The sequence below is a fragment of the Marinoscillum sp. HNIBRBA16962 genome (genome assembly GCF_057801515.1).
In genome coordinates this window covers 5,098,216-5,117,351 of sequence record NZ_CM173603.1, presented here as the reverse complement: position 1 = coordinate 5,117,351, position 19,136 = coordinate 5,098,216, and the positions used below count along the sequence as shown (strand labels likewise).

22 protein-coding genes are annotated in these 19,136 nt (G+C 44.7%); 13 read left to right on the top strand and 9 right to left on the bottom strand.

Features of this window, described 5'->3' with window-relative positions; translation table 11 throughout:
* The first annotated feature begins 66 nt into the window (after positions 1–66).
* The 5 genes from AC3E9V_RS21285 to AC3E9V_RS21265 all read left to right on the top strand — a co-directional run bounded on the left by AC3E9V_RS21285 (position 67) and on the right by AC3E9V_RS21265 (position 4,566).
* Positions 67–1,653 (top strand): acyl-CoA carboxylase subunit beta, encoded by a 1,587-nt coding sequence (locus tag AC3E9V_RS21285; protein ID WP_488750188.1) that lies wholly within the window; start codon positions 67–69, stop codon positions 1,651–1,653.
* Positions 1,653–2,261 (top strand): SDR family oxidoreductase, encoded by a 609-nt coding sequence (locus tag AC3E9V_RS21280; RefSeq protein ID WP_488750187.1) that lies wholly within the window; start codon positions 1,653–1,655, stop codon positions 2,259–2,261. The genes AC3E9V_RS21285 and AC3E9V_RS21280 overlap by 1 nt, the downstream gene beginning before the upstream one ends.
* A gap of 21 nt (positions 2,262–2,282) precedes the next feature.
* Entirely contained in the window at positions 2,283–3,353 is a 1,071-nt protein-coding gene (locus AC3E9V_RS21275) for a M42 family metallopeptidase (RefSeq protein ID WP_488750186.1), read from the top strand.
* Positions 3,353–4,084: a helical backbone metal receptor gene (locus tag AC3E9V_RS21270; RefSeq protein ID WP_488750185.1), complete on the top strand. Its 732-nt coding sequence runs from the start codon at positions 3,353–3,355 to the stop codon at positions 4,082–4,084. The genes AC3E9V_RS21275 and AC3E9V_RS21270 overlap by 1 nt, the downstream gene beginning before the upstream one ends.
* A 104-nt stretch (positions 4,085–4,188) precedes the next feature.
* Positions 4,189–4,566 carry a response regulator gene (locus tag AC3E9V_RS21265; RefSeq protein WP_488750184.1) on the top strand — a complete coding sequence of 126 codons (378 nt, stop codon included), beginning with the start codon at positions 4,189–4,191 and terminating at the stop codon, positions 4,564–4,566.
* Between the two features lie 223 nt (positions 4,567–4,789).
* Here AC3E9V_RS21265 and AC3E9V_RS21260 read toward each other — a convergent pair whose 3' ends face one another.
* The 6 genes from AC3E9V_RS21260 to AC3E9V_RS21235 all read right to left on the bottom strand — a co-directional run bounded on the left by AC3E9V_RS21260 (position 4,790) and on the right by AC3E9V_RS21235 (position 8,653).
* Positions 4,790–5,617 carry a DUF2705 family protein gene (locus AC3E9V_RS21260; RefSeq protein ID WP_488750183.1) on the bottom strand — a complete coding sequence of 276 codons (828 nt, stop codon included), beginning with the start codon at positions 5,615–5,617 and terminating at the stop codon, positions 4,790–4,792.
* Positions 5,610–6,503, bottom strand: coding sequence for an ABC transporter ATP-binding protein (locus AC3E9V_RS21255; RefSeq protein WP_488750182.1), 894 nt, complete (start codon positions 6,501–6,503; stop codon positions 5,610–5,612). The genes AC3E9V_RS21260 and AC3E9V_RS21255 overlap by 8 nt, the downstream gene beginning before the upstream one ends.
* Positions 6,504–6,518: 15 nt before the next feature.
* Positions 6,519–7,013: a hypothetical protein gene (locus AC3E9V_RS21250; protein ID WP_488750181.1), complete on the bottom strand. Its 495-nt coding sequence runs from the start codon at positions 7,011–7,013 to the stop codon at positions 6,519–6,521.
* 191 nt (positions 7,014–7,204) lie between these two features.
* Positions 7,205–7,726, bottom strand: coding sequence for a DUF4252 domain-containing protein (locus AC3E9V_RS21245; protein WP_488750180.1), 522 nt, complete (start codon positions 7,724–7,726; stop codon positions 7,205–7,207).
* Positions 7,723–8,160: a hypothetical protein gene (locus AC3E9V_RS21240; protein WP_488750179.1), complete on the bottom strand. Its 438-nt coding sequence runs from the start codon at positions 8,158–8,160 to the stop codon at positions 7,723–7,725. The genes AC3E9V_RS21245 and AC3E9V_RS21240 overlap by 4 nt, the downstream gene beginning before the upstream one ends.
* Entirely contained in the window at positions 8,144–8,653 is a 510-nt protein-coding gene (locus AC3E9V_RS21235; RefSeq protein WP_488750178.1) for an RNA polymerase sigma factor, read from the bottom strand. The genes AC3E9V_RS21240 and AC3E9V_RS21235 overlap by 17 nt, the downstream gene beginning before the upstream one ends.
* A 457-nt stretch (positions 8,654–9,110) precedes the next feature.
* On the opposite strand from AC3E9V_RS21235, the gene AC3E9V_RS21230 reads away from it, so the two are divergent.
* From AC3E9V_RS21230 to AC3E9V_RS21215, 4 genes are all read left to right on the top strand, one after another.
* On the top strand, positions 9,111–9,452 hold the full coding sequence (locus AC3E9V_RS21230) for a type II toxin-antitoxin system HigB family toxin (protein WP_488750177.1): 342 nt from the start codon (positions 9,111–9,113) through the stop codon (positions 9,450–9,452).
* A 2-nt stretch (positions 9,453–9,454) separates the two neighbouring features.
* A complete protein-coding gene (locus tag AC3E9V_RS21225) occupies positions 9,455–10,015 on the top strand; it encodes a helix-turn-helix domain-containing protein (RefSeq protein WP_488750176.1) in 561 nt (186 codons plus the stop codon).
* Between the two features lie 517 nt (positions 10,016–10,532).
* A complete protein-coding gene (locus AC3E9V_RS21220) occupies positions 10,533–10,814 on the top strand; it encodes a hypothetical protein (protein WP_488750175.1) in 282 nt (93 codons plus the stop codon).
* Between the two features lie 316 nt (positions 10,815–11,130).
* Positions 11,131–11,556, top strand: a complete 426-nt coding sequence (locus tag AC3E9V_RS21215) for a hypothetical protein (protein ID WP_488750174.1) — start codon at positions 11,131–11,133, stop codon at positions 11,554–11,556.
* Here the strand turns inward: AC3E9V_RS21215 and AC3E9V_RS21210 are convergent.
* Positions 11,513–11,995: a hypothetical protein gene (locus AC3E9V_RS21210; RefSeq protein ID WP_488750173.1), complete on the bottom strand. Its 483-nt coding sequence runs from the start codon at positions 11,993–11,995 to the stop codon at positions 11,513–11,515. The genes AC3E9V_RS21215 and AC3E9V_RS21210 overlap by 44 nt on opposite strands.
* A 112-nt stretch (positions 11,996–12,107) precedes the next feature.
* Between AC3E9V_RS21210 and AC3E9V_RS21205 the strand changes: the two genes are divergently transcribed.
* Together AC3E9V_RS21205 and AC3E9V_RS21200 are read left to right on the top strand one after the other, a co-directional pair.
* Complete coding sequence (locus AC3E9V_RS21205; protein ID WP_488750172.1) at positions 12,108–13,055, top strand: hypothetical protein; 948 nt, start codon at positions 12,108–12,110, stop codon at positions 13,053–13,055.
* Positions 13,056–13,146: 91 nt separating this feature from the next.
* On the top strand, positions 13,147–13,485 hold the full coding sequence (locus AC3E9V_RS21200; protein ID WP_488750171.1) for a hypothetical protein: 339 nt from the start codon (positions 13,147–13,149) through the stop codon (positions 13,483–13,485).
* Positions 13,486–13,902: 417 nt separating this feature from the next.
* Here AC3E9V_RS21200 and AC3E9V_RS21195 read toward each other — a convergent pair whose 3' ends face one another.
* A complete protein-coding gene (locus tag AC3E9V_RS21195) occupies positions 13,903–14,139 on the bottom strand; it encodes a hypothetical protein (RefSeq protein WP_488750170.1) in 237 nt (78 codons plus the stop codon).
* A 654-nt stretch (positions 14,140–14,793) separates the two neighbouring features.
* Here AC3E9V_RS21195 and AC3E9V_RS21190 point away from each other — a divergent pair.
* Entirely contained in the window at positions 14,794–15,216 is a 423-nt protein-coding gene (locus AC3E9V_RS21190) for a hypothetical protein (protein ID WP_488750169.1), read from the top strand.
* A gap of 3 nt (positions 15,217–15,219) precedes the next feature.
* Here AC3E9V_RS21190 and AC3E9V_RS21185 read toward each other — a convergent pair whose 3' ends face one another.
* On the bottom strand, positions 15,220–17,631 hold the full coding sequence (locus AC3E9V_RS21185; protein ID WP_488750168.1) for a TonB-dependent receptor: 2,412 nt from the start codon (positions 17,629–17,631) through the stop codon (positions 15,220–15,222).
* A gap of 444 nt (positions 17,632–18,075) precedes the next feature.
* Between AC3E9V_RS21185 and AC3E9V_RS21180 the strand changes: the two genes are divergently transcribed.
* Positions 18,076–19,119 carry a sensor histidine kinase gene (locus AC3E9V_RS21180; RefSeq protein ID WP_488750167.1) on the top strand — a complete coding sequence of 348 codons (1,044 nt, stop codon included), beginning with the start codon at positions 18,076–18,078 and terminating at the stop codon, positions 19,117–19,119.
* Positions 19,120–19,136 lie beyond the last annotated feature (17 nt).

Here is a 19,136-nt window from a genome sequence, read left to right as displayed (position 1 = left end):
CTTTAGTTGGAAACAGTTCATTTATTAACTTACCCGATTATTGACCAAATATGAATAACACCCCGTATGAGTAAGGAAAAGCCAAAAACCGCTTCGTTCGTAAAATCTACCCATGAAAAAATAAAGGAGCTTGAAGAGCTGAATGAAAAGGCTTTATTAGGAGGCGGAAAGTCGAGAATTGCCAAACAACACCAAAAAGGAAAGCTCACAGCCCGGGAACGAATTGATCTCTTGCTTGATCCGGGTTCATTTCAGGAGATTGGCAAGTTTGTAGTCCATCGGGGGAGAGATTTTGGTATCGACAAGCAGAAGATACTCGGTGATGGTGTAGTTACAGGGTATGGTACTGTAAATGGTCGACTGGTTTATGTGTTCAGCCAGGATTTCACGGTTTTTGGAGGGTCATTGTCTGAGACTTTTGCAGAAAAGATCGTGAAGATAATGGACATGGCCATGAAAAACGGTGCTCCGGTGATCGGTCTCAATGATTCCGGTGGTGCCCGGATACAGGAAGGAGTGATGTCTCTGGCGGGCTATGCTGATATTTTTTACAGAAATACCCTGGCTTCCGGGGTTGTCCCTCAGATTTCAGCCATTATGGGACCATGTGCGGGTGGGGCAGTTTATTCCCCTGCTATCACGGACTTTATTTTTATGGTGGAGCAGACCAGCTACATGTTTGTCACCGGCCCCAACGTGGTGAAAACCGTAACCCAGGAAGAGGTAACTTCTGAAGAGCTGGGTGGCGCCAGTGCGCACAGTGTAAAGAGTGGGGTGACCCATTTTACTGCTAAAAATGAGGCCGCCTGTATTTTAGACCTTAAAAGACTCCTCAGCTATATACCGTCTAACTGCGAGGAGACTCCTCCCGTGGTAGATTATAAGATACAGGGGAATGAGGTCCGGCAAGAGCTGGATGAGGTCCTGCCGGATAATCCCAACCAGCCTTATGATATGAAGGATGTGATCCGCGGAATTGCGGACAGGGACTCCTTCTTCGAAGTGCATGAGAAATATGCTGATAACATTGTGGTAGGTTTTTCGAGGATTGCCGGAAAAAGTGTGGGGATAGTGGCTAACCAGCCAATGAGTCTGGCAGGGGTACTGGACAATGATTGTAGCAAGAAGGCCGCCCGGTTTGTGCGGTTTTGTGATGCTTTTAATATTCCTCTGCTGGTATTGGTAGATGTGCCGGGATTCCTTCCGGGCACAGACCAGGAGTGGAACGGAATCATTATGAACGGCGCCAAGCTCCTGTATGCATTCAGTGAAGCTACAGTGCCGCGTATCAGTGTGATTACCCGCAAAGCCTACGGTGGCGCTTATGACGTGATGAATTCCAAACATATCGGCGCGGATATGAATTTTGCCTGGCCTACCGCTGAGATTGCTGTGATGGGCGCTCAGGGAGCTTCTGAGATTATTTTTAAGAAAGAGATTGCCGAGGCTGATGATCCGTATGAAAAGCTTCAGGAAAAGATTGATGAATACACGCGGAAATTTGCGAATCCTTACAAAGCGGCGGAGCGAGGCTTTATTGACGAAGTGATCTTACCTCACAACACCCGTGCGAAACTAATACGTGCCTTTGGCATGTTGGAGAACAAAGTGGATAAGCTTCCACGAAAGAAACACGGAAATATACCATTATAATGCCTGCCAGGGGAGAGGAAGTTTTCGTGCTTGCCAAAGAGCTGAAGGCTGTGCCCGTACAGGGTTCTGTAGACAATGCTGAAGACCTGGAGCGTGTGATCAGGAAGACCCGGGAGGAGTTTGGTAAAATAGATGTAGTAGTGAATAATACGGGGCACGCTGCTAAAGGGGAGCTGCTGAACTTAACAGATAAAGAATGGCATGAAGGGATAGATCTTCTGCTAATGAACGTGATCAGGATGTCGCGGCTGATCACCCCTGTTTTTGAGCGACAGGGTAATGGGGTTATTGTAAATATCTCCACATTCGCGGCAAAGGAACCTTCGTTGGCTTTTCCGGTCAGTTCCATTGCGCGTTCTGCCCTGAGCAGCTTTTGTAAACTTTACAGTGAAAGGTATGGTCCAAAAGGAATTCGAATGAATAATATCCTTCCGGGGTATATAGATAGTTACTCAGTGGATCAGGAGGTATTGCAATCCATCCCCATGCGACGGCAGGGTACTACCGGAGAAGTAGCTGATCTGGTAGCCTTTCTTGCCTCTGAGAAGGCCTCTTATATTACAGGTCAAAACATTCCGGTAGACGGAGGTTTTATTAGAAGTGTTTAATGTAAAACTGAAATAAATTTAATGGATACGAAAAGTAAAGACTTTTTATTCAAATACTTAAATAATGCAGCTCCTACAGGCTTTGAGTCCAGCGGACAGAAGATCTGGCTGGAGTATGTCAGGCCCTATATCGATGATTACTTTACAGACACCTACGGATCGGTTGCTGGTGTCATCAATCCGGAGGCGGAGTACAAAGTAGTCATAGAAGCCCATGCTGACGAGATCAGCTGGTTTGTTAATTACATCACGGATCAGGGCTATATCTATGTGATCCGGAATGGAGGATCTGATCATCAGATAGCCCCTTCCAAACGTGTAAATATTCACACTAAGAAAGGCGTGATAAAGGGCATCTTTGGGTGGCCTGCTATTCATGTAAGGGACAAATCGAAAGAGGAGGCTCCATCTTTGAAAAATATTTTCATCGATGTGGGGGCCAGCTCTAAAGAGGAGGTAGAGAAAATGGGTATACACGTAGGAACGGTGATCACATTTGATGATGACCTGATGGAGCTGAACGAAAAATACCTGGTAGGGCGTGCCCTGGATAACCGTATCGGCGGATATATGATAGCAGAGGTGGCACGCAGAATTAAGGAAAACAATGTCAAGCTGCCATTTGGATTGTATGTGGTCAATGCTGTGCAGGAAGAAGTAGGTCTGCGTGGTGCGGAGATGATAGCTGAACGGATCAAGCCCAACCTGGCTATCGTTACGGATGTGACGCATGATACCAACTCGCCTATGTATGATAAGCAGGTAAGCGGCGATGTGTCCTGTGGCGGAGGTCCGGCCGTGTGCTACGGACCGGCGGTGCAAAACAATGTGCTGGATATGATCATCGACACTGCCCAGAAGAAAAAAATACCTTTTCAGCGAAGGGCGGCATCCAGAGCAACGGGTACGGACACCGATGCTTTTGCCTATTCCAATGAAGGAGTGGCTTCAGCCTTGATATCGATTCCCCTGAAATACATGCATACCACTGTGGAAACCTGTGCGAAAGACGATCTGGAGAATACGATCAAACTGATCTATGAAACGGCGATACAGGTAAAAGACGGTCAGGATTTCCGGTACATTAAGTAATGCTGACCTATCGGGACCAGATGGGCCGGGAAGTTATTCTGGAGGACCACCCGACACGGGTGGTTTCCCTGGTTCCTTCCATTACTGAGTATCTCATAGATCTGGGCGCAGTGGTGGTGGGAAGGACTAAGTTTTGTATTCACCCAAAGGACCAGGTTCAGGGTATTCCGATCATTGGCGGTACAAAAAACTTCCGTTTGGAGCGAATAAGAGAGCTAAACCCTGACCTTATTATCGGGAATAAGGAAGAAAACTACGAAGAGGGTATTCATCGGCTGGAGGGGGTGTTTCCCGTGTGGATGAGTGATGTCCTTACGATCAGGGATGCACGAGACATGATGCGATCACTGGGTGAGGTCTTGCAAAAACAGGCAAAAGGTCTGATCAGGTCGTTTGATGAAAAAATGGACTCCATCAAGGGAACAGTTGAGGGAAGGGCCTTGTATCTGATCTGGAAAAACCCGTGGATGGCTGCAGGGCAGGGAACTTTTATAAATGCTGTCCTGGAACATGTGGGGTATACGAATGTGGTCGAAGCGGAAAGGTATCCGTCATTTTCACTTGAGGAGCTGGTTGCCCTTAATCCCGATCACCTTTTGCTTAGCTCAGAGCCCTATCCCTTTAAGGTTAAGGACCTTACGGAAATCGAAGAGTATTTTGAGAAGACGAAAGTAAAGCTGGTAAATGGAGAAGCATATAGCTGGTATGGATCCAGAATGGGGAAATTATAACTATCCTTGGAATCTAACCATATAACTCCCTAAACCTTCCAGTAAGCTAAATAAATAAAATGGATGAAACATGCTATTTACTTTTGTTTTAAATACTAATAGGCATGAGAGAAGGTATTTTATTTCTTGAGGACGACCGGGCGCAGCTTACACTGTATAAGCACCTTTCTAAGAAGCACTTAGAAGGTTACCGGGTATTTTTTTCGGAGAGTGTACCTGAGGCAGAAGCTATTTTGGCTGAACACAAAATTGACCTGGCTGTGCTGGATATTATGCTTCCTACAGAAAATGGCGCTGACCTTATAATGAAAATGAAAGGCAACCCTTTATATGACAATACCAAGATCGTGGTGGTTAGTTCTGCTGGAAAGAATTCCCTCATTTATGATTCTCTGGCTGATTATATCGATCATTATGTCACTAAACCCGTGAATCAGGAAGAGTTTGCCAAAATGGTCAAAGAAATCCTGGACAAAAGCTAATGGGCTTTTGCTTTTCAATTAAGATTTTAAAAGCATTGTTGATACCTACAGTCTGGCCAGTAGCTCCAGATGCTCCCCGCTCACAAAAAATGCCGCTGTAACCAGGGCAAAAATCAAAATAGTCAGATTCCTGATTAAGATCCTTGATTGTCTGCTCATCTCGCTTAAAGTTGGTAATTGGTACCCACTAAAATAACAAAGATTCAGATGAAATTAAAATGGGTTATTTCAGGTCCCGACGATTCAGTATGTATGTGATACTCAGTAAGAAGACGACAAACCATCCCGTGCTAATCAGCAATGAATCGATAGGCACGTTATCCTCTATTTCCATAAAAACGTACTTGGGAAAAGGTACCGGAATCAGGTTATTTAGCGCGTTTATCGGCAAAAAGGGTGCTAAATGCGGCCAGATGGTTCCTCTTAAAAAGGGTGCATTTTCCAGTATCGCTGCCAGGATGGGCTCAAACATGATGGTGTAAAGAAACAGGAGAATGATAACGAACCCTGATTTTTTGATAAGCAAGGATAACAGGAAGGCAAGCGTGCAATAGACGATGATATCATAGAGATAGGAGGCCAGAAATTCCCATTCGTCGAAAATGTACTCAAAACCCCATACGTGGGAGTAAATAGAGCCATTTATAAAGCCCGAAACAAATAAAAAGAAGGTGCTGATCAGCCCCAAAGCAGCTATGAAAGTCAGCTTACTGACCAGGTATTCTCGCTTGCTGATACCGTCGATTACATTTTGCCTGAGTGTATTGTATGACTGGTCATTGTTGATGGAGATGATCACAATAAAGGCCAGTAGTATCTTCAAAAATGATCCCAGGTAAGTAGTGTTCTGCCATACGTCCGGGAAATCATAGATCGGTACAATGGTAGGGTCTATTCCATTGAAATCCGCTCCTTTGGATTTCAGCCACTCCAGGAAAAAGGTACCTCCGAAGCAGATAACCAGCAGCGCCAGCAGGTAGAGTCCCAGCAGGATCCAGAACACCCGGTAATTTCTGATTTTTAGCCATTCCAGTTTTAAAGCTCTAATCATTTTCATCAAGAATTTTGAGAAACTCCTTCTCCAGGGAGTTGGTGCGTGTAAAAAGTTTTTTTAAGGTGATGCTTTGCTCAAAGCAGTATTTGTTCAGGTCCTGGGCGGTGGACCCGTCTGCCAGTGTGACGATCAGGTTGTATTGTTCATGGGATACGGCTTTTGCGCCTTTGAAATCCTTCAATGCCTTCTCAAGCGCATTCATATTGTCGCCCTGCACTTCCACCTGGTCTGTGTCTCCCAGGATCTCTTCAACGGACCCTTCGTGCAGCTTTACACCACGCTTCAACACACAAAAATGGGTACATACCTTTTGCACTTCGTCCAGCAGGTGGCTGGCCATGATGATGGTTTTTCCCTGGGCTGCAATGTCACGGATGAGCTGCCGGATCTCAGCTATTCCCTGGGGGTCAAGGCCATTGGTCGGCTCGTCCAGAATCAGCACCGGAGGGTCAGCGAGAAGGGCTGCTGCGATGGAAAGCCGCTGTTTCATCCCCAGGCTGTAGGTCTTAAACTTGTCATCTTTTCGCTCGTGCAGGCTGACCTGTTGGAGTACGGGCTCTATCCGGTCGGGTGAGCACTCTTTGATGTGGGCAGTGATCCTCAGGTTTTGTACGGCAGTGAGGTAGGGGTAAAAGCAGGGTGTTTCCAGAATGGCTCCTATCTTTTTACGGGCTTCAATAGCCGGTTTTCCATCAAACCACCTGTAGTTTCCGCCTGTAGGGGCTACTACATCCAGAATCATACCCAGTGTGGTGGTTTTTCCGCTTCCGTTTGGTCCCAATATGCCATAAACCTGGCCATTGGTGACGGTCAGGTTGAGGTTTTGTACGGCTTGCAGCTTCCCAAACCGCTTGGATAGTCCTTTAGTTTCGAGTGTTATCAATCTCCTTTTTGTTTTTTAAAATTCGAAAAGGTCCAGCATTTCATCTTTTCTGATGGTATTTATCAGCGTCGGAATTTTTCCCCAGGCAACCCGACCGTGCATATAAAAGGCTATTACTACCTCTTTTTCGCCAAAATAACCTACGAACTGGTTGTCTTTGCCCTCTTTTCCCAGGAGTACCAGGTCCCATGCTCCACCAAAAGCCTTGGCATACTCCTCATACCCTTCATTCAGGTAGGCCTCTTCAATAGCCTGGTAGGACTTGTCCGCCCGGGTGGCTGAGTCGAGCTTGTATACCAGTACTTTTTCGATACCATTGACCAGCTCGTTGTAGTCGGGGTTTTGTGTGAGGTTTATCATCCGCAGCGTGCTTGGATAAAATGCAAACTTCCGTTCGCGCTTATCTTCTACGAGCGCCTTCAGCGGGGCCTCCTGCGCAAAAAGGGGCTGAAAGCTCAGCCCCAAAAGCATTAGAATCAGTATTTGTAGATATCGAATGTTTGATTGCATAAGTTTATTATAGTCACTTTTATCTGTCTAGTGCTGTGTAAATTCTATTATGATGCATCTCTGTCGCACCCCTATCCCCTAGGGGCAATCTTGCGCGCGGACTTCCCCTTCAGGGGGAAAGAGGCCCCGCTTGCGACAAGCCTTTGACGACCGAAGGGTAAACGTGGACAAACACAACTTTAAACTCAACACTAGTTGTCTTCATCCAGCTTGCCCAGGTTTTCCAGTCCGTCCACTTTCATAGCTCGGGCTATTTTTGAAATGTTTTTCAGGTCAATTTCGCCATAAAGGCTTAACAAGACAAACTTCTTTTTACCTCCCACTACCATCAGCAGCTCGGTGATGACGCCTCCTTTTTCTTTGATGGAGAAGTTCATGTTTTCACCGGCATCCACTACGGACATCAGCTCGTCATAGCCTGAGCTTTTTACGTCATTCAATGCCCTGCTGTATATTTTGTCTGCATTGCCTGCGCTATCTGCCACGATCACCTTCAACCCTTTGAGCTTGCTGACTGCTTTGAGAAACTCTTCTTCGGCTTCACTGCCTGCTTCCAGCTCGGTGAAGAGTGAAAACATCTTACTGCTCACAGATACTTTGGTATAAGCATCGTTATCCGATAGTTCGTTGAAGTATTTGTTTACTACCTCGCCCTGTGCCATCAGGCTTAAGGCAAAGGCCATCATGCTTAGTGTTATTATAATTCGCTTCATTGTTCTTGATTTTCGTCCTTTAATATTTCTTCTGCTTTGTTGATCCTGGTTAGCTCTTTCGAGTAATCCTTTCCCTCATTGAGGCCAGAGGAGATCATCAGCAGCGCTTTTCTGGTGATCTCATAAGCTTCCTGAGGGTCTTCCACTGCATATTCACGCTGTTTTTTGGCGTCTTGTATGACGAGCACAGCTGCCATGAGGCCGATGGTCACTGCTGCAGCCACTGACCACTGAGCCTTCCTTTTTGACTTACCCGGGTGTCTGAACTTCGCGGGCGCCTGTGCTTTTTGTTTTTTAGCCAGCGCGTAGAAGTACTTTCCGTCATTGGTCAGCGCAGGATTTTTTGTGAAATAGGTTTTGATTTCCTGCTCTTCGTCAATGGAGGTCTCTCCCTTCCAGTATTTTGCTATCAGCTCTTCAATTCGCGACTCCATAAGCGTCAATTTTTTCAATAGAAGACTTGATCTTAGTCCTTGCGCGGTGCAGGTAGACCTTTACCTCGCTCAAACTCAGCGACAGGATCTCAGCTATGTCCTGGTAGGGCATGTCTTCCACCTCCCGGAGGTGGTAGATCTCCTGCTGCTTTTCGGGCAGCGTTTTCAGGATGGTGTCCAGCCATTTCATATGATCGTTGACCAGCATCTGCTGATCAGCGCTCTGCGTATCTGATCGATCCATGTCTTTGTCTGATAAAACCATATATCGGTTCGTCTTTACCCAGTCATAACACTGGTTGCGGGTGATGCGCATCGCCCATGCTTCCGTGCTCCGGATCCCGGTAAGCTTCTGCCGGGCATTCCAGATCTTCACCAAACACTCCTGAACTACATCCTGCGCAGACTCCGGGTCTTTGAGAATGGAGAATGCGTACCGAAACATCTTATCGGCCAGTGGGATGATCTGCTCTTCAAAAAGTGTTTTTCCCATTGGGAGGCGGCTTTGCCGTTGGTGTCTTTTCATCCGGTAGACGACCGGGTAGGGTGGAAGTTACAGCTTGTTTGAAAAAAAATTAAGATAAGGTCAAAAATAGGTGTTGGTGCATGTGGCAATGATCTCTGAATTTGTATTTTCTATTCATCTAACGAAGGTAGCAGTATCAATGAAAGAGCACAAGCGGACGCTTGCGCTAGGAGGGGGAAAATAACTGTAGAGTCACTCCCGCAGGGAGTCTATGAAGATGCCTGGAACGTATCCTGAAAGATAGATTCCCTTCGGGAATGACTTTGAAGTTTGAATTGGGTTGCAATTTTCTTCCCCACAGTCGGAATATCCCAGGAAGTGGATTTTGGAAAGTATTTTAGCTTTGCTACGGTCTGCTGGTTATAAAACGATTGTTTAAGTTCGGTTATTTTCCGAACTTCATTGGTATATTTGTGTTACAGAGATGAGGCTAATAGGTAAAAGAGCTTTAGAGAAAGTTAAACGAAAGAATAAAGGGAATAAAAAGCTTTGCGATGCTATAGATGAACTTATAGAAACTATTGAAACTAATAATTGGAATAATGCAATTGAATTAAAGGAGACTAGAATTGATGCTGATTGTGTTCATAGTGATGGATTCTATTTCTTTAACATAGAAATTCATCGGACGATGATTATGATAGAATTTGAAGATGAGGAGGCAACTGTTGTTTGGATAGGAAATCATCAAGATTATGAATCTACATTCAAAAACAATAAAAGCACTATTAAAAAATGGTTAAAATCTCATAATTGGATTGAATAGATATGGAAACTCAATTTGACGTGCAAGGATTAATTGACAAGGGGAAAATCGAAAGTGAGTTAGAACTTGAAAGGGCTTTTATTGCTGACAGAAAGCTTAAACTCCTATCAAAAAAGAACCCTCATTATAAGGCGGTCAGGAAAAAACTAAGGGACCTGATTGCCGCATACGAGTCTGTGAACTGGAATAAGGGTTCACAAATTACTCCTTCTAAAATCCGCGAAAGCAACATTGCAGAATTGATTGCAGAAAAAGAAAGGTTATTCATTGCCAGAAGGAAAGAATTGATTAAGAAAAAGCTAAAATCATTTAATTTGACTCAGCAACAACTTGGTTTGATTTTAGGGCATCGAAGCAAAACTTATATGTCCGAACTTATAAACGGTGTGAGCCCTTTTTCATTAAGAGATTTAATCATTATTAATAAGCTTCTAAAAATTGAATTATCTGATTTAATTCCTACTATTTTATCCCAAAAGGACAGAGTCAAAATAAAGACTTCAATTTCTAAGTTGAATAATGATAAGTTAAAATTCAGTAAAGAGGACCTGGAGTATGTCTAAAGCATTGTTAACAGGCCTGTCAGTAGATCCAAAGTAGAAAATATTTGGTGTAAAAGGTTATTTCTCCCCCCAGGCCTGTGGCTCACAGGCCGGAATATCACAAGGAGTGGACCACCGAAACATATCCCCATGTAGCTACTAACGTTTTGGAGGGCAAAAAAAGGCCTTTAGAGAAAATAACTGTAGAGTCACTCCCGCAGGGAGTCTATGGAGATGTTTAGAAGCGTATCCTGAAAGATAGATTCCCTTCGGGAATGACTTTTGAGGTTTGAATTAGAATTAATCCCGGAATACCTCAAGGAGTGTGAGGTTACAGTCCGAGTGGAGTGGAAACCACCGAAACATATCCCCATGTAGCTACTAACTTTTTGGAGGGCATTAAAAATCCGTTAGATTAGTCAGACCAATGAATATCTAAATATTGTTGATTTTGACGAACTCAGTGAACAGCATTATGAACCGGTAGACATTGAACAGACAAACAAGATTAAGTTTCAAGAGCTTGAAAACTTAGCAAATGAATAGATTAAAGGTGATCATAATAGGAATTGCCCTAATCATTTTTGATCTGGGAGTCTATATCTTATTTGGGTTGTTGCTCATGAATTATGACGATTTCTACGATGAAGGCAAGGGTGAATATTGGAGTTGGTCGAGCATGAACACTAACGAACAACTGACCGTTATTGGTCTGAACATTTGGAATCTGATTAACATATTGGCCGCCTTTTACCTCATCTATCGAACTTACAAACTGATAAGATCAAGAAGAAGAAACGTGCTGCAACAATACATATAGCTTATGGCGGATAAAATGCTAAATTCAAGGCTTTTGGCTCTTAGCCGAATTTGTCTGGGGCGGACAGGAAAGTGCTTCTAAAACCGCCACAAGCCATATGCAAACCATTTAGGGGGAAACTATTGTTTAAATGACACTTAAATTTCAAACTTTTAGATATCATGATAACTTCTGGGTTTACTACCCAATTGCAGTATTTTTAACCGTATTCTGGTTATTCCTCTGTGGAGCTTTAGTTAATTTGTTTTCGGACATTAGCAATTTTGTGCATTTCGCCATACCCTTTTTTATCGGTAACTATTTAATCGTAGTAGGCTTGGCAAAATTTAGATATAAGAATAAGGGATTTTTATATTTTGATGAAAGAGGAATTACTTACAAACATAAAAACACAAAATTTCTGGACTATTCATCCATTAAGGCAGTAACTGTATATTATTACTATAATAATTACTGGGTAGAAAACTGGGGGAGATTAGGAGGTTTCTTTAGATATCACCACTTAAGGTTCATGTACAAACGAAGCGAAGAATCGTTGGATAAATTAATTATTGACGGTCAAAAATTTTTTATCAAAGTCCGGTCCAACCTGGAGGCTAAATATTATGAAGAAATGATAGAGATGCTATACAATGAAGTGAAAAACATCTCAGTCTATAGTACAAGTTCTGAACGACTAGACAATCATGACGATGGTGCTATTTGGGACCTGAAGGCAAAAAAGCAATCAGGTGTAGAATAAAAAGAACCCCGGAATCACCTGCAAAGACCCCGGAACCGGTTGCAAGAACCTCGTAGTGGTCTGCATAAAGGTCGGAGTGGTCTGCAAGGCCCCCGTAACGGTCTGCAAGGCCCCCGTAATGGTCTGCATAAAGCCCGTAGTGGTCTGCAAAGGCCCCGGAATCACCTGCAAAGACCCCGGAACCGGTTGCAAGAACCTCGTAGTGGTCTGCATAAAGGTCGGAGTGGTCTGCAAGGCCCCCGTAATGGTCTGCATAAAGCCCGTAGTGGTCTGCAAAGGCCCCGGAATCACCTGCAAAGACCCCGGAACCGGTTGCAAGAACCTCGTAGTGGTCTGCATAAAGCCCGTAGTGGTCTGCAAAGGCCCCGGAATCACCTGCAAAGACCCCGGAATGGTCTGCAAGAACCTCGGAATGGGCTGAGAGGTTGACTTTTGTCATATGCCCGGTTATGTATTTTTTCAGAAAAAAGAGCGATATTTAGTAAGGCTACACCAGCGGCCGGAAAATGATCCTGAGTCCAGGCATATCTATCACTAAATTTTTAAGGGTCATGAAAGCTTTTATGTTATTAGCCGGGTTTTTAGCATGTTACTGCGGATACTGTCAGGATCTTATCCTCACTAAAAATGGAGATACGATCAGAGCAGAGGTTCTTGAGGTAGGAACCGAAGTTGTGAAGTATAAAAAATATGATACGAGGGAGACCAGTCCGGTCTACGAGCTATTTAAGTATGAGATCAATGAGATCAGGTATGAGGATGGGTCAAGAGACAGCTTCCTAAAACCAGCTGAGCAGCAGGTAGGAAACTCTGCTGAAAAGCCCGATGAGTCTCCTCAGCTGGTTTCAAAGCTTTTCCTGGGAGGTGGGCTTAGCCTCATAAACAGCTACCAGATGGGTAACGTGCTTGATTTCTGGAGAAACATAAACAGTGATAACTCTGAGAAGATCGATCAGTCTACAGGTTTTTTCGTAGTTCGCGCAGGGATGCTAAATCAGGTGAGTCAAAAAAGCTGGATCGGTACCGATGTCCAGGTTATAATCACCCCTTCGCATGCCCTGTGGGGGACCAACATCTTTTTCGGGGGCAGGAATGAGATTTATTTCAGTGCCTTGCTCATGAATGTGACGTTATCCTATTCTCATGCGTTGGGTCCAAAGGGGAATGTCCTGCTTACCATAGAGCCCGGGCTGGATATTGGCACAATGAACGGGTCCATCACAATAGATAATGAGTTTTATGATCAATCCCTGACAATGGGTCTGGGTGGACATGGCGCTGTAGGTTTGGATATCCTGATGGGGAAAAGTATGATCCTTAATTCGCGTATCGGGTTTAGGGGCATTTCTATGGATGAGATACATGAGGACAGCACAAGTGACACCGGTTATAGTTCATTTTATGTAAATGGGAATGATGGTGAGACGGTTAAAGTAAACTGGAGCGGCATTTATATGACCATAGGTGTTTCCTTTGCAATAAATAAAACGAGGGAGTAAACAGGCCGTTGTTAGTCCCCCGCTGCCAATTCGTTTTCTCCAACTTTTTCCATAATAGGAGTGTCTCATAAAAAAACAACTGAAGAAAAAAATGAAACCACACCTTTTACTGCTTGTCATTTCCACCTTGCTAATCTTCTCATGTGACGATGATACATCCTGCGAAGAGCTGGATTGGTTGGATTTAGAAACTCAGACTATGAGGGAATCCGAGCTCTCCCAATATTTTTATGTGTCTCAGGCAGAATATAAGTTTATGACCGTATTCATTTTCGATAATTGCTGCCATGTTTGCAACACAACACCTCCATCGGTTTATACCTGTTCAGGTGACCATATTGGATACGTTGGAGATGATATTGATCCTGATGATCTGAAGCATAGCACCATATTTTGGAAACCAGATAATTTTGCGTGTACTGTCCAATAAGCAGGAAGCATCATACGGTTCTAAACCGTCAGATGTCTGCTTCCCGCCAGGTCAGGAGACTCTCCGATTCATGCATCTTTTAAGTTTGTGTTATCTCAAAAGGTTATTCATCGGATGACTCTTTCTACCGCGCTATAGTCATCCTTCCCCCCGGCCTGTGGCTCACAGGCCGGAATCTCACAAGGGTCTGTGGGCTAAAGATCTTGGAGTGGGGTGGGAGTGGATTAAGCGATCTAAATTCTATTAGGCATCTGAGGGTTTTGAACCTTCTGATGTCTGATCAGGTGGGTTTAAGTTGTGTTATCACCTCCTTTTCGCATTCAGCCACTGTAATTGTCACATTCACACCGCAAATATCGCCGCATTGTTATTGAGATTTGTCGAGTTCACGTTAGCCTAAGATCGTATTCAATCCATTTAGTCGTACTCACTCTCAATATCATCCGTATTGATATCCTGAATTTCTCGTATAAATCCTTCCAGCTTATACAGGTAATCCTGCCATTCCTGACCGGTTTCAGACTCAAGGTACTGATCACTTTGTCGGTCCAGCCAGTTTTGTTTTTCGGCTATTTTATCAGTTACCTTTTCTACTTTTAGCTTAAGCTCGTTGACTTGTTTTATGAGGTGCTTAACTCCCGCAATATTTGGCATGGTAAGAAAATTTAAAATACGACAACTGTCAGGTAGCTGGAGGGGTAAGGGGATCAAAGTTATAAATTAAGCCGAAATGTGGGCTTAGTTTTTTATGGATCTGCGTTTATCTTTTTTGGACGGTTAAATTTTGTTCATAAACCTCTATTGAATTTAAAAAAACCATAGCGAAAAGGCCTTAAGCTGGCGCAGCGTTTCCTGCGTCCCTAACCATGTGTAATAATTGAAAAGGAGTGGTATTGCTGCATAAAAAGCGACTTTCCCGGTAGCTATAATAGCTAGTCATCCGATGATTTCTTTAAAACCGTATCCCCTGTACATCACATCGGGGAAACTCCGATCTGGGTGATGGTGTTTACCTTATCGGTCACTTTATTGTACCGCTGGACAAATAAAATCACCGAGGAAAACAGGGCGTTATTGGTCAGTTAAATAGCAGATAATCAGTACGTTAAAAATCGTATTGAGGAGTGGAAGTTAGCAGATTTATTGGGTATATTTAGAAAGACGCTATAAACAAGACCACATGAAATGAGCATGATCCGGGACGCGCAGTCCAATCGTGAATGCCTGGTCGGCCACAATTAAAATTCCGAGCCAAAAGCCAAAAGCCAAAGGCTAAGAGCTAAAAGCTAAAAGCTAATTTTTAAAAATATGAAACAAGCAGAATTAGTCAAACAATCCGTTCTTGAAAACGAGTATGCCACTATGTGGTATTATCCTCAAATCAACATCGTACACCATAAAGTTCATAAGTTTATTTATGGTGAAAAGCTTCGGGAAATCCTCACAAAAGGGGCCGACATTTTTGAAGAGCATAGCTGCATAAAATGGTTATCTGACGATAGGAATAATTCAGCTCTTCCCGCTAAGGATATAGAGTGGGCATCGCAGGAATGGTCACCGCGAATGGTGAAGGCAAACTGGAAATATTGGGCAATTATCTTACCGGACAAAACCGTAGGGAAACTTAATATGAAACGCATTATAAGCACGTATGCAGAAGTAGGTGTAACGGTTGAAATTTTTGATGATGAACAAGATGCCTTGACCTGGCTTTCCAGTTTACCTGATTAATTTTCAAAACTGGATGCGATACATCACATCCGGGAAAAATCCGATCTGGGTGATGGTGTTCACCTCATCGGTCACTTCATTGTACCGCTGGATAAATTCATTTTCCCGATTCGTAACATTCTGTAGATCCACGAAAAACTGGTGAGAAACATTTCTTTTTCCACTGTTTAATCGTACCCCAAACTTCACGTCCCAGCGGATGTAGTCTTCATAGCGTTCACTGAAAGCAATTTCACTTTGACGGATCTCTCGTCCGGCATTAGCCCGGGTGGCTGCCAGGTCTACCGGCGTATAAGGCTTGCCGCCGCTGGTGGTAAATTTGGTGTCAAACGTCCAGACATGGCGCTGATCCTTCCCAAACTTCCATTCTTTCCCAAAGAGAATGTTGCCGACATAGTTGTTGTTAAATGCGGTGCTGCGCTCTATGCCGTCTCCTCCCTTGTATTTGGATTCGTAGAGCGATCCGGTAGCGAGAACGTAGTATCCATTACTGAAAAATTTCTCCAGGGTAAGCTCCAGTCCGTAGTTCCTGCCTGTTCCTTCATTGACGAGGTAGTCCCGCTCATCAAAGATAAAGTCAGCGCCTTCATTGGTGATGGAGTAGGAGGTCTCTGCATCTTCCACAGGGATGTCATACAGGCTTTGGTAATATACCTCCGCTTTGAGCCTCCAGTCCTGACCGAGATTGCGGTCGTATCCCAGTATATAGTGATGTGATTTCATAAAGCCCAGATCCGCGTTGGTACGCTCGTGCTCACCAGGCGCCACTTCCGTTTCCAAAAACAGAATAGGAGGAGGCAGGGTCTGGGCATGCAGACCGTATGCAAAGCTTAATCGCTGATTGGGCGTGACCTGATAGCTTACAGCAGCTCTTGGTTCCAGGCTGATTTTATCAGTGAAATCAAAGTACTGACTATGAAGGCCTGCGGTAATGCTCAGGTCATCGGTAAATTTATATTCGACCTGTCCGAAAACCTGTGATAAGGTGTAATACTCATTTACATCCGTTGCTGTCAGGAAGTAGTCGGGGATCTGGTCGTTGTTTTCGTCAGGAATGGACACCCGGTTATCCCGGTCCCGGGTGCTGAAGTTAGCGTCATAGAGCTCTCCCAGGTAGCCGAGCTTCATGTTCCAGCGGGCATTGAATTTTTTAGTGAGCGCGGTAGTAAAGGTGTACCGGTATTCTTTGTTTTCCACCTCTACAGCCCGGTACTTGCCTATGGTTGCTTCATTTCCGTCTTTTAAGAGATTGTCCTGCAGGTAATCATTTTGGTTAGTGGATACGGCAAATGCAGACTTTATGTACGTCTTTTTATCCAGGCGAAGCAGGTGGGTTAATCCCACTACGCCAATCCTGGTATCTACATAAGCATCCTCTGCAGGATTGGCAAAAAGGTCATTTTCCTCTACTTCATCCCCTTTGAAATCAATGGAGCTTAGTCCCCCCAGACCAAAAAGTTCAAATCTTCCAAGCCTGCTCTCACCCAGGTTTACCTTAAAGGAAAAATCCTGGTAGTAGGGGATGGCGCTGGTGCCGGTGGCGGCCAGGCTGGCGATCCCGTACCGGTAAGATGCCACGAAGGAGGAGCCGTTTTCCCGGCTGATGGGTCCCTCTGCCATAAATTCAGCTCCTGAGTAAGCGCTGACCTGACCGGTAAATTCGTATTTGTCAGCGTTCCCGTTTCGGAAATTGATATCAAATACGGCGGAGTTGGCATTTCCGTATTCAGCGGGGAAAGCCCCGGTCAGGAAGTCTGAAGTGCGAAGCAGGTTGGTATTGAGGGCATTGACCGGGCCGCCGGTTACGCCCAGTGTAGCAAAATGATTGGTAGTGGCGACAGGCACACCCTCTATCCTCCACAGCAGTCCGACAGGCGAGTTGCCACGCACTACGATATCGTTTCTTGAGTCATTGGGTGCACTGACTCCTGCGAATGAGGTGGCCAACCTGGCAACATCATTTCTGCCTCCCGAAAAGCGAGTGGTTTCCTCCAGGTTAAAGGTACGTGCACTGACTTTGGCCAGCTCATTGATCGGCAGGTCTTTGTCTGAGTCAGCAGTGACTACTACCTCCTGCAGGTTTTCCACGGATTCCTCCAGCTGTACATTCAGGATCACTTCTTTGCCGGCGGTTACGAGTACGTTGGGTAAGGTAATGCTTTTGTACCCGATGTACTGGATGGCAAAAGACTGGCGGCCTACGGGTACATTTTCGATGCGGAAGTTTCCTTCGGCATCAGTCACCGACCCGATGACCGGATCTGATCCGGCGAGCAAGATCGTAGCGCCAATAAGGGCATAATCGGCCTGAGCGTCCACTATTTTTCCCTTGACTACCTGCGTCTGTGCAAAAGCAGCAAAGGAAAGTATGGCGGTTACAATTCCCAGTAAGATCTTTAGTACTTGATTTTTCATTTTCTTGCGGTTTAGTCCGTTAGTGTTTTGGTTTTCCTGGCCGAATGTACGAGTGTGATTATCCTTTTAGAATGCAATTCACGGTAACGCCGGGATTTTGGGTGATGAAGTAGGGGAAACACGCTTTTAAGCCGGGTAATGATATTCAGAGGTGGCTTTTCCGGCTTCACCGGCGATATTTCCGGTTTCACAGGGATAGTTTTTGGATTCAGGGCTAATGCCGAAATCGTAGCAATGAGTTTTGGTTAAATTTAGCTTTAATTTGAAGCGATGAAGGAGCGTGTACGACGGTTTCGCAAAATTACCATCGTATTTCAAGGTCAGGCTTTTAGCCAGACCGGTCTGACTAAAGTCCGACCTTGAGGGCTCCTTGAAGTATCTGAAGGAGGGTGTAAAAGGTTCAGGGCAACGCATTTAAAATTTGCAGCCTGAAATTTGAGGATTATGAGAAAGCTTAGAAAAGAGGTTTACGTACGCTGGGTCGGTATTGCTTTTGTGGCGGTGATCGTGATGATGGTGGAGAAAGATAACCACATGAAAGGGGAATCTGTCTGGATGCGGTACTTTATTTCGTGGTGCTTTACGGCCCTGTACTGGAACGGAGCCTACCTGATCTTCATGCTTTTTCGAAAACTGTTTCCGGAGATCCGGCAAACGACACGGCGTATTGTCATCACCTACCTGGTGCTATTTGCCTGGATGACGGTGGGCGGGGTTCCGCTCAGACTCCTTTTTGGCTTTATGTCGGTTACCGAGATTTTTATGATGCATACTTATGAGGGGTATTTTGTACTGAATCTCGTTCTGGCTTTGATCATCGGGACTATTTATGAGACGGTCTTTTTCTTTGAGAAGTGGAAAGAAGCCATCCGGCAAAACGAAGAGCTCAAAAACCAGCAGGTCAGGACGCAGTTTGAGGTTTTGCAAAACCAGATGAGCCCTCATTTTCTTTTTAACAGCCTGAATACGCTGACCACCCTGATCTCCGAAAATCAAAATATCGCCATTGATTTCACGCAGAAGCTTTCGGATGTGTATCGCTATATCCTGCAGAATAAGGAGCGGGAGCTGGTGACGCTTAGCGATGAGCTGACGTTTGCCAGGGATTATCTTTTTTTGCTGAAAATGCGCTACCCGGATAACCTGGAGGCTGACTTTAAGGTGGATCGGCAGTATGAGCACCTGCACATAGCGCCGCTGACCATTCAAATGCTCATAGAAAATGCCATCAAGCATAATGTAGTCTCAAAGACGCATCCGTTAAATGTGGAGATCTATGTAGAAAATGGTCAGTCGATAGTGGTCAAGAACAACCTGCAGCCAAAACCGGCCATTGAGAAGTCTACCAAAACCGGGCTGGCCAATATCCGGAAAAGGTACGAATACCTCGGTAACCGGAAAATTGATATCATTACTACGGCAAAGAACTTTATGGTAGCTGTACCGCTCATCGAAGTACTGGAAGAGCGAAGTAAAGCTGCTGTCTGACTTTTGATTAATTCTTA

What these genes read in the sequence shown, in the direction of transcription:
- AC3E9V_RS21285 (WP_488750188.1), top strand. Translation starts at nt 67, where the DNA reads ATGAGTAAGGAAAAGCCAAAAACCGCTTCGTTCGTAAAATCTACCCAT.
- AC3E9V_RS21280 (WP_488750187.1), top strand. Translation starts at nt 1,653, where the DNA reads ATGCCTGCCAGGGGAGAGGAAGTTTTCGTGCTTGCCAAAGAGCTGAAG.
- AC3E9V_RS21275 (WP_488750186.1), top strand. Translation starts at nt 2,283, where the DNA reads ATGGATACGAAAAGTAAAGACTTTTTATTCAAATACTTAAATAATGCA.
- AC3E9V_RS21270 (WP_488750185.1), top strand. Translation starts at nt 3,353, where the DNA reads ATGCTGACCTATCGGGACCAGATGGGCCGGGAAGTTATTCTGGAGGAC.
- AC3E9V_RS21265 (WP_488750184.1), top strand. Translation starts at nt 4,189, where the DNA reads ATGAGAGAAGGTATTTTATTTCTTGAGGACGACCGGGCGCAGCTTACA.
- AC3E9V_RS21260 (WP_488750183.1), bottom strand. Translation starts at nt 5,617, where the DNA reads ATGATTAGAGCTTTAAAACTGGAATGGCTAAAAATCAGAAATTACCGG.
- AC3E9V_RS21250 (WP_488750181.1), bottom strand. Translation starts at nt 7,013, where the DNA reads ATGCAATCAAACATTCGATATCTACAAATACTGATTCTAATGCTTTTG.
- AC3E9V_RS21245 (WP_488750180.1), bottom strand. Translation starts at nt 7,726, where the DNA reads ATGAAGCGAATTATAATAACACTAAGCATGATGGCCTTTGCCTTAAGC.
- AC3E9V_RS21240 (WP_488750179.1), bottom strand. Translation starts at nt 8,160, where the DNA reads ATGGAGTCGCGAATTGAAGAGCTGATAGCAAAATACTGGAAGGGAGAG.
- AC3E9V_RS21235 (WP_488750178.1), bottom strand. Translation starts at nt 8,653, where the DNA reads ATGGGAAAAACACTTTTTGAAGAGCAGATCATCCCACTGGCCGATAAG.
- AC3E9V_RS21230 (WP_488750177.1), top strand. Translation starts at nt 9,111, where the DNA reads ATGAGGCTAATAGGTAAAAGAGCTTTAGAGAAAGTTAAACGAAAGAAT.
- AC3E9V_RS21225 (WP_488750176.1), top strand. Translation starts at nt 9,455, where the DNA reads ATGGAAACTCAATTTGACGTGCAAGGATTAATTGACAAGGGGAAAATC.
- AC3E9V_RS21220 (WP_488750175.1), top strand. Translation starts at nt 10,533, where the DNA reads ATGAATAGATTAAAGGTGATCATAATAGGAATTGCCCTAATCATTTTT.
- AC3E9V_RS21210 (WP_488750173.1), bottom strand. Translation starts at nt 11,995, where the DNA reads ATGACAAAAGTCAACCTCTCAGCCCATTCCGAGGTTCTTGCAGACCAT.
- AC3E9V_RS21205 (WP_488750172.1), top strand. Translation starts at nt 12,108, where the DNA reads ATGAAAGCTTTTATGTTATTAGCCGGGTTTTTAGCATGTTACTGCGGA.
- AC3E9V_RS21200 (WP_488750171.1), top strand. Translation starts at nt 13,147, where the DNA reads ATGAAACCACACCTTTTACTGCTTGTCATTTCCACCTTGCTAATCTTC.
- AC3E9V_RS21195 (WP_488750170.1), bottom strand. Translation starts at nt 14,139, where the DNA reads ATGCCAAATATTGCGGGAGTTAAGCACCTCATAAAACAAGTCAACGAG.
- AC3E9V_RS21190 (WP_488750169.1), top strand. Translation starts at nt 14,794, where the DNA reads ATGAAACAAGCAGAATTAGTCAAACAATCCGTTCTTGAAAACGAGTAT.
- AC3E9V_RS21185 (WP_488750168.1), bottom strand. Translation starts at nt 17,631, where the DNA reads ATGAAAAATCAAGTACTAAAGATCTTACTGGGAATTGTAACCGCCATA.
- AC3E9V_RS21180 (WP_488750167.1), top strand. Translation starts at nt 18,076, where the DNA reads ATGAGAAAGCTTAGAAAAGAGGTTTACGTACGCTGGGTCGGTATTGCT.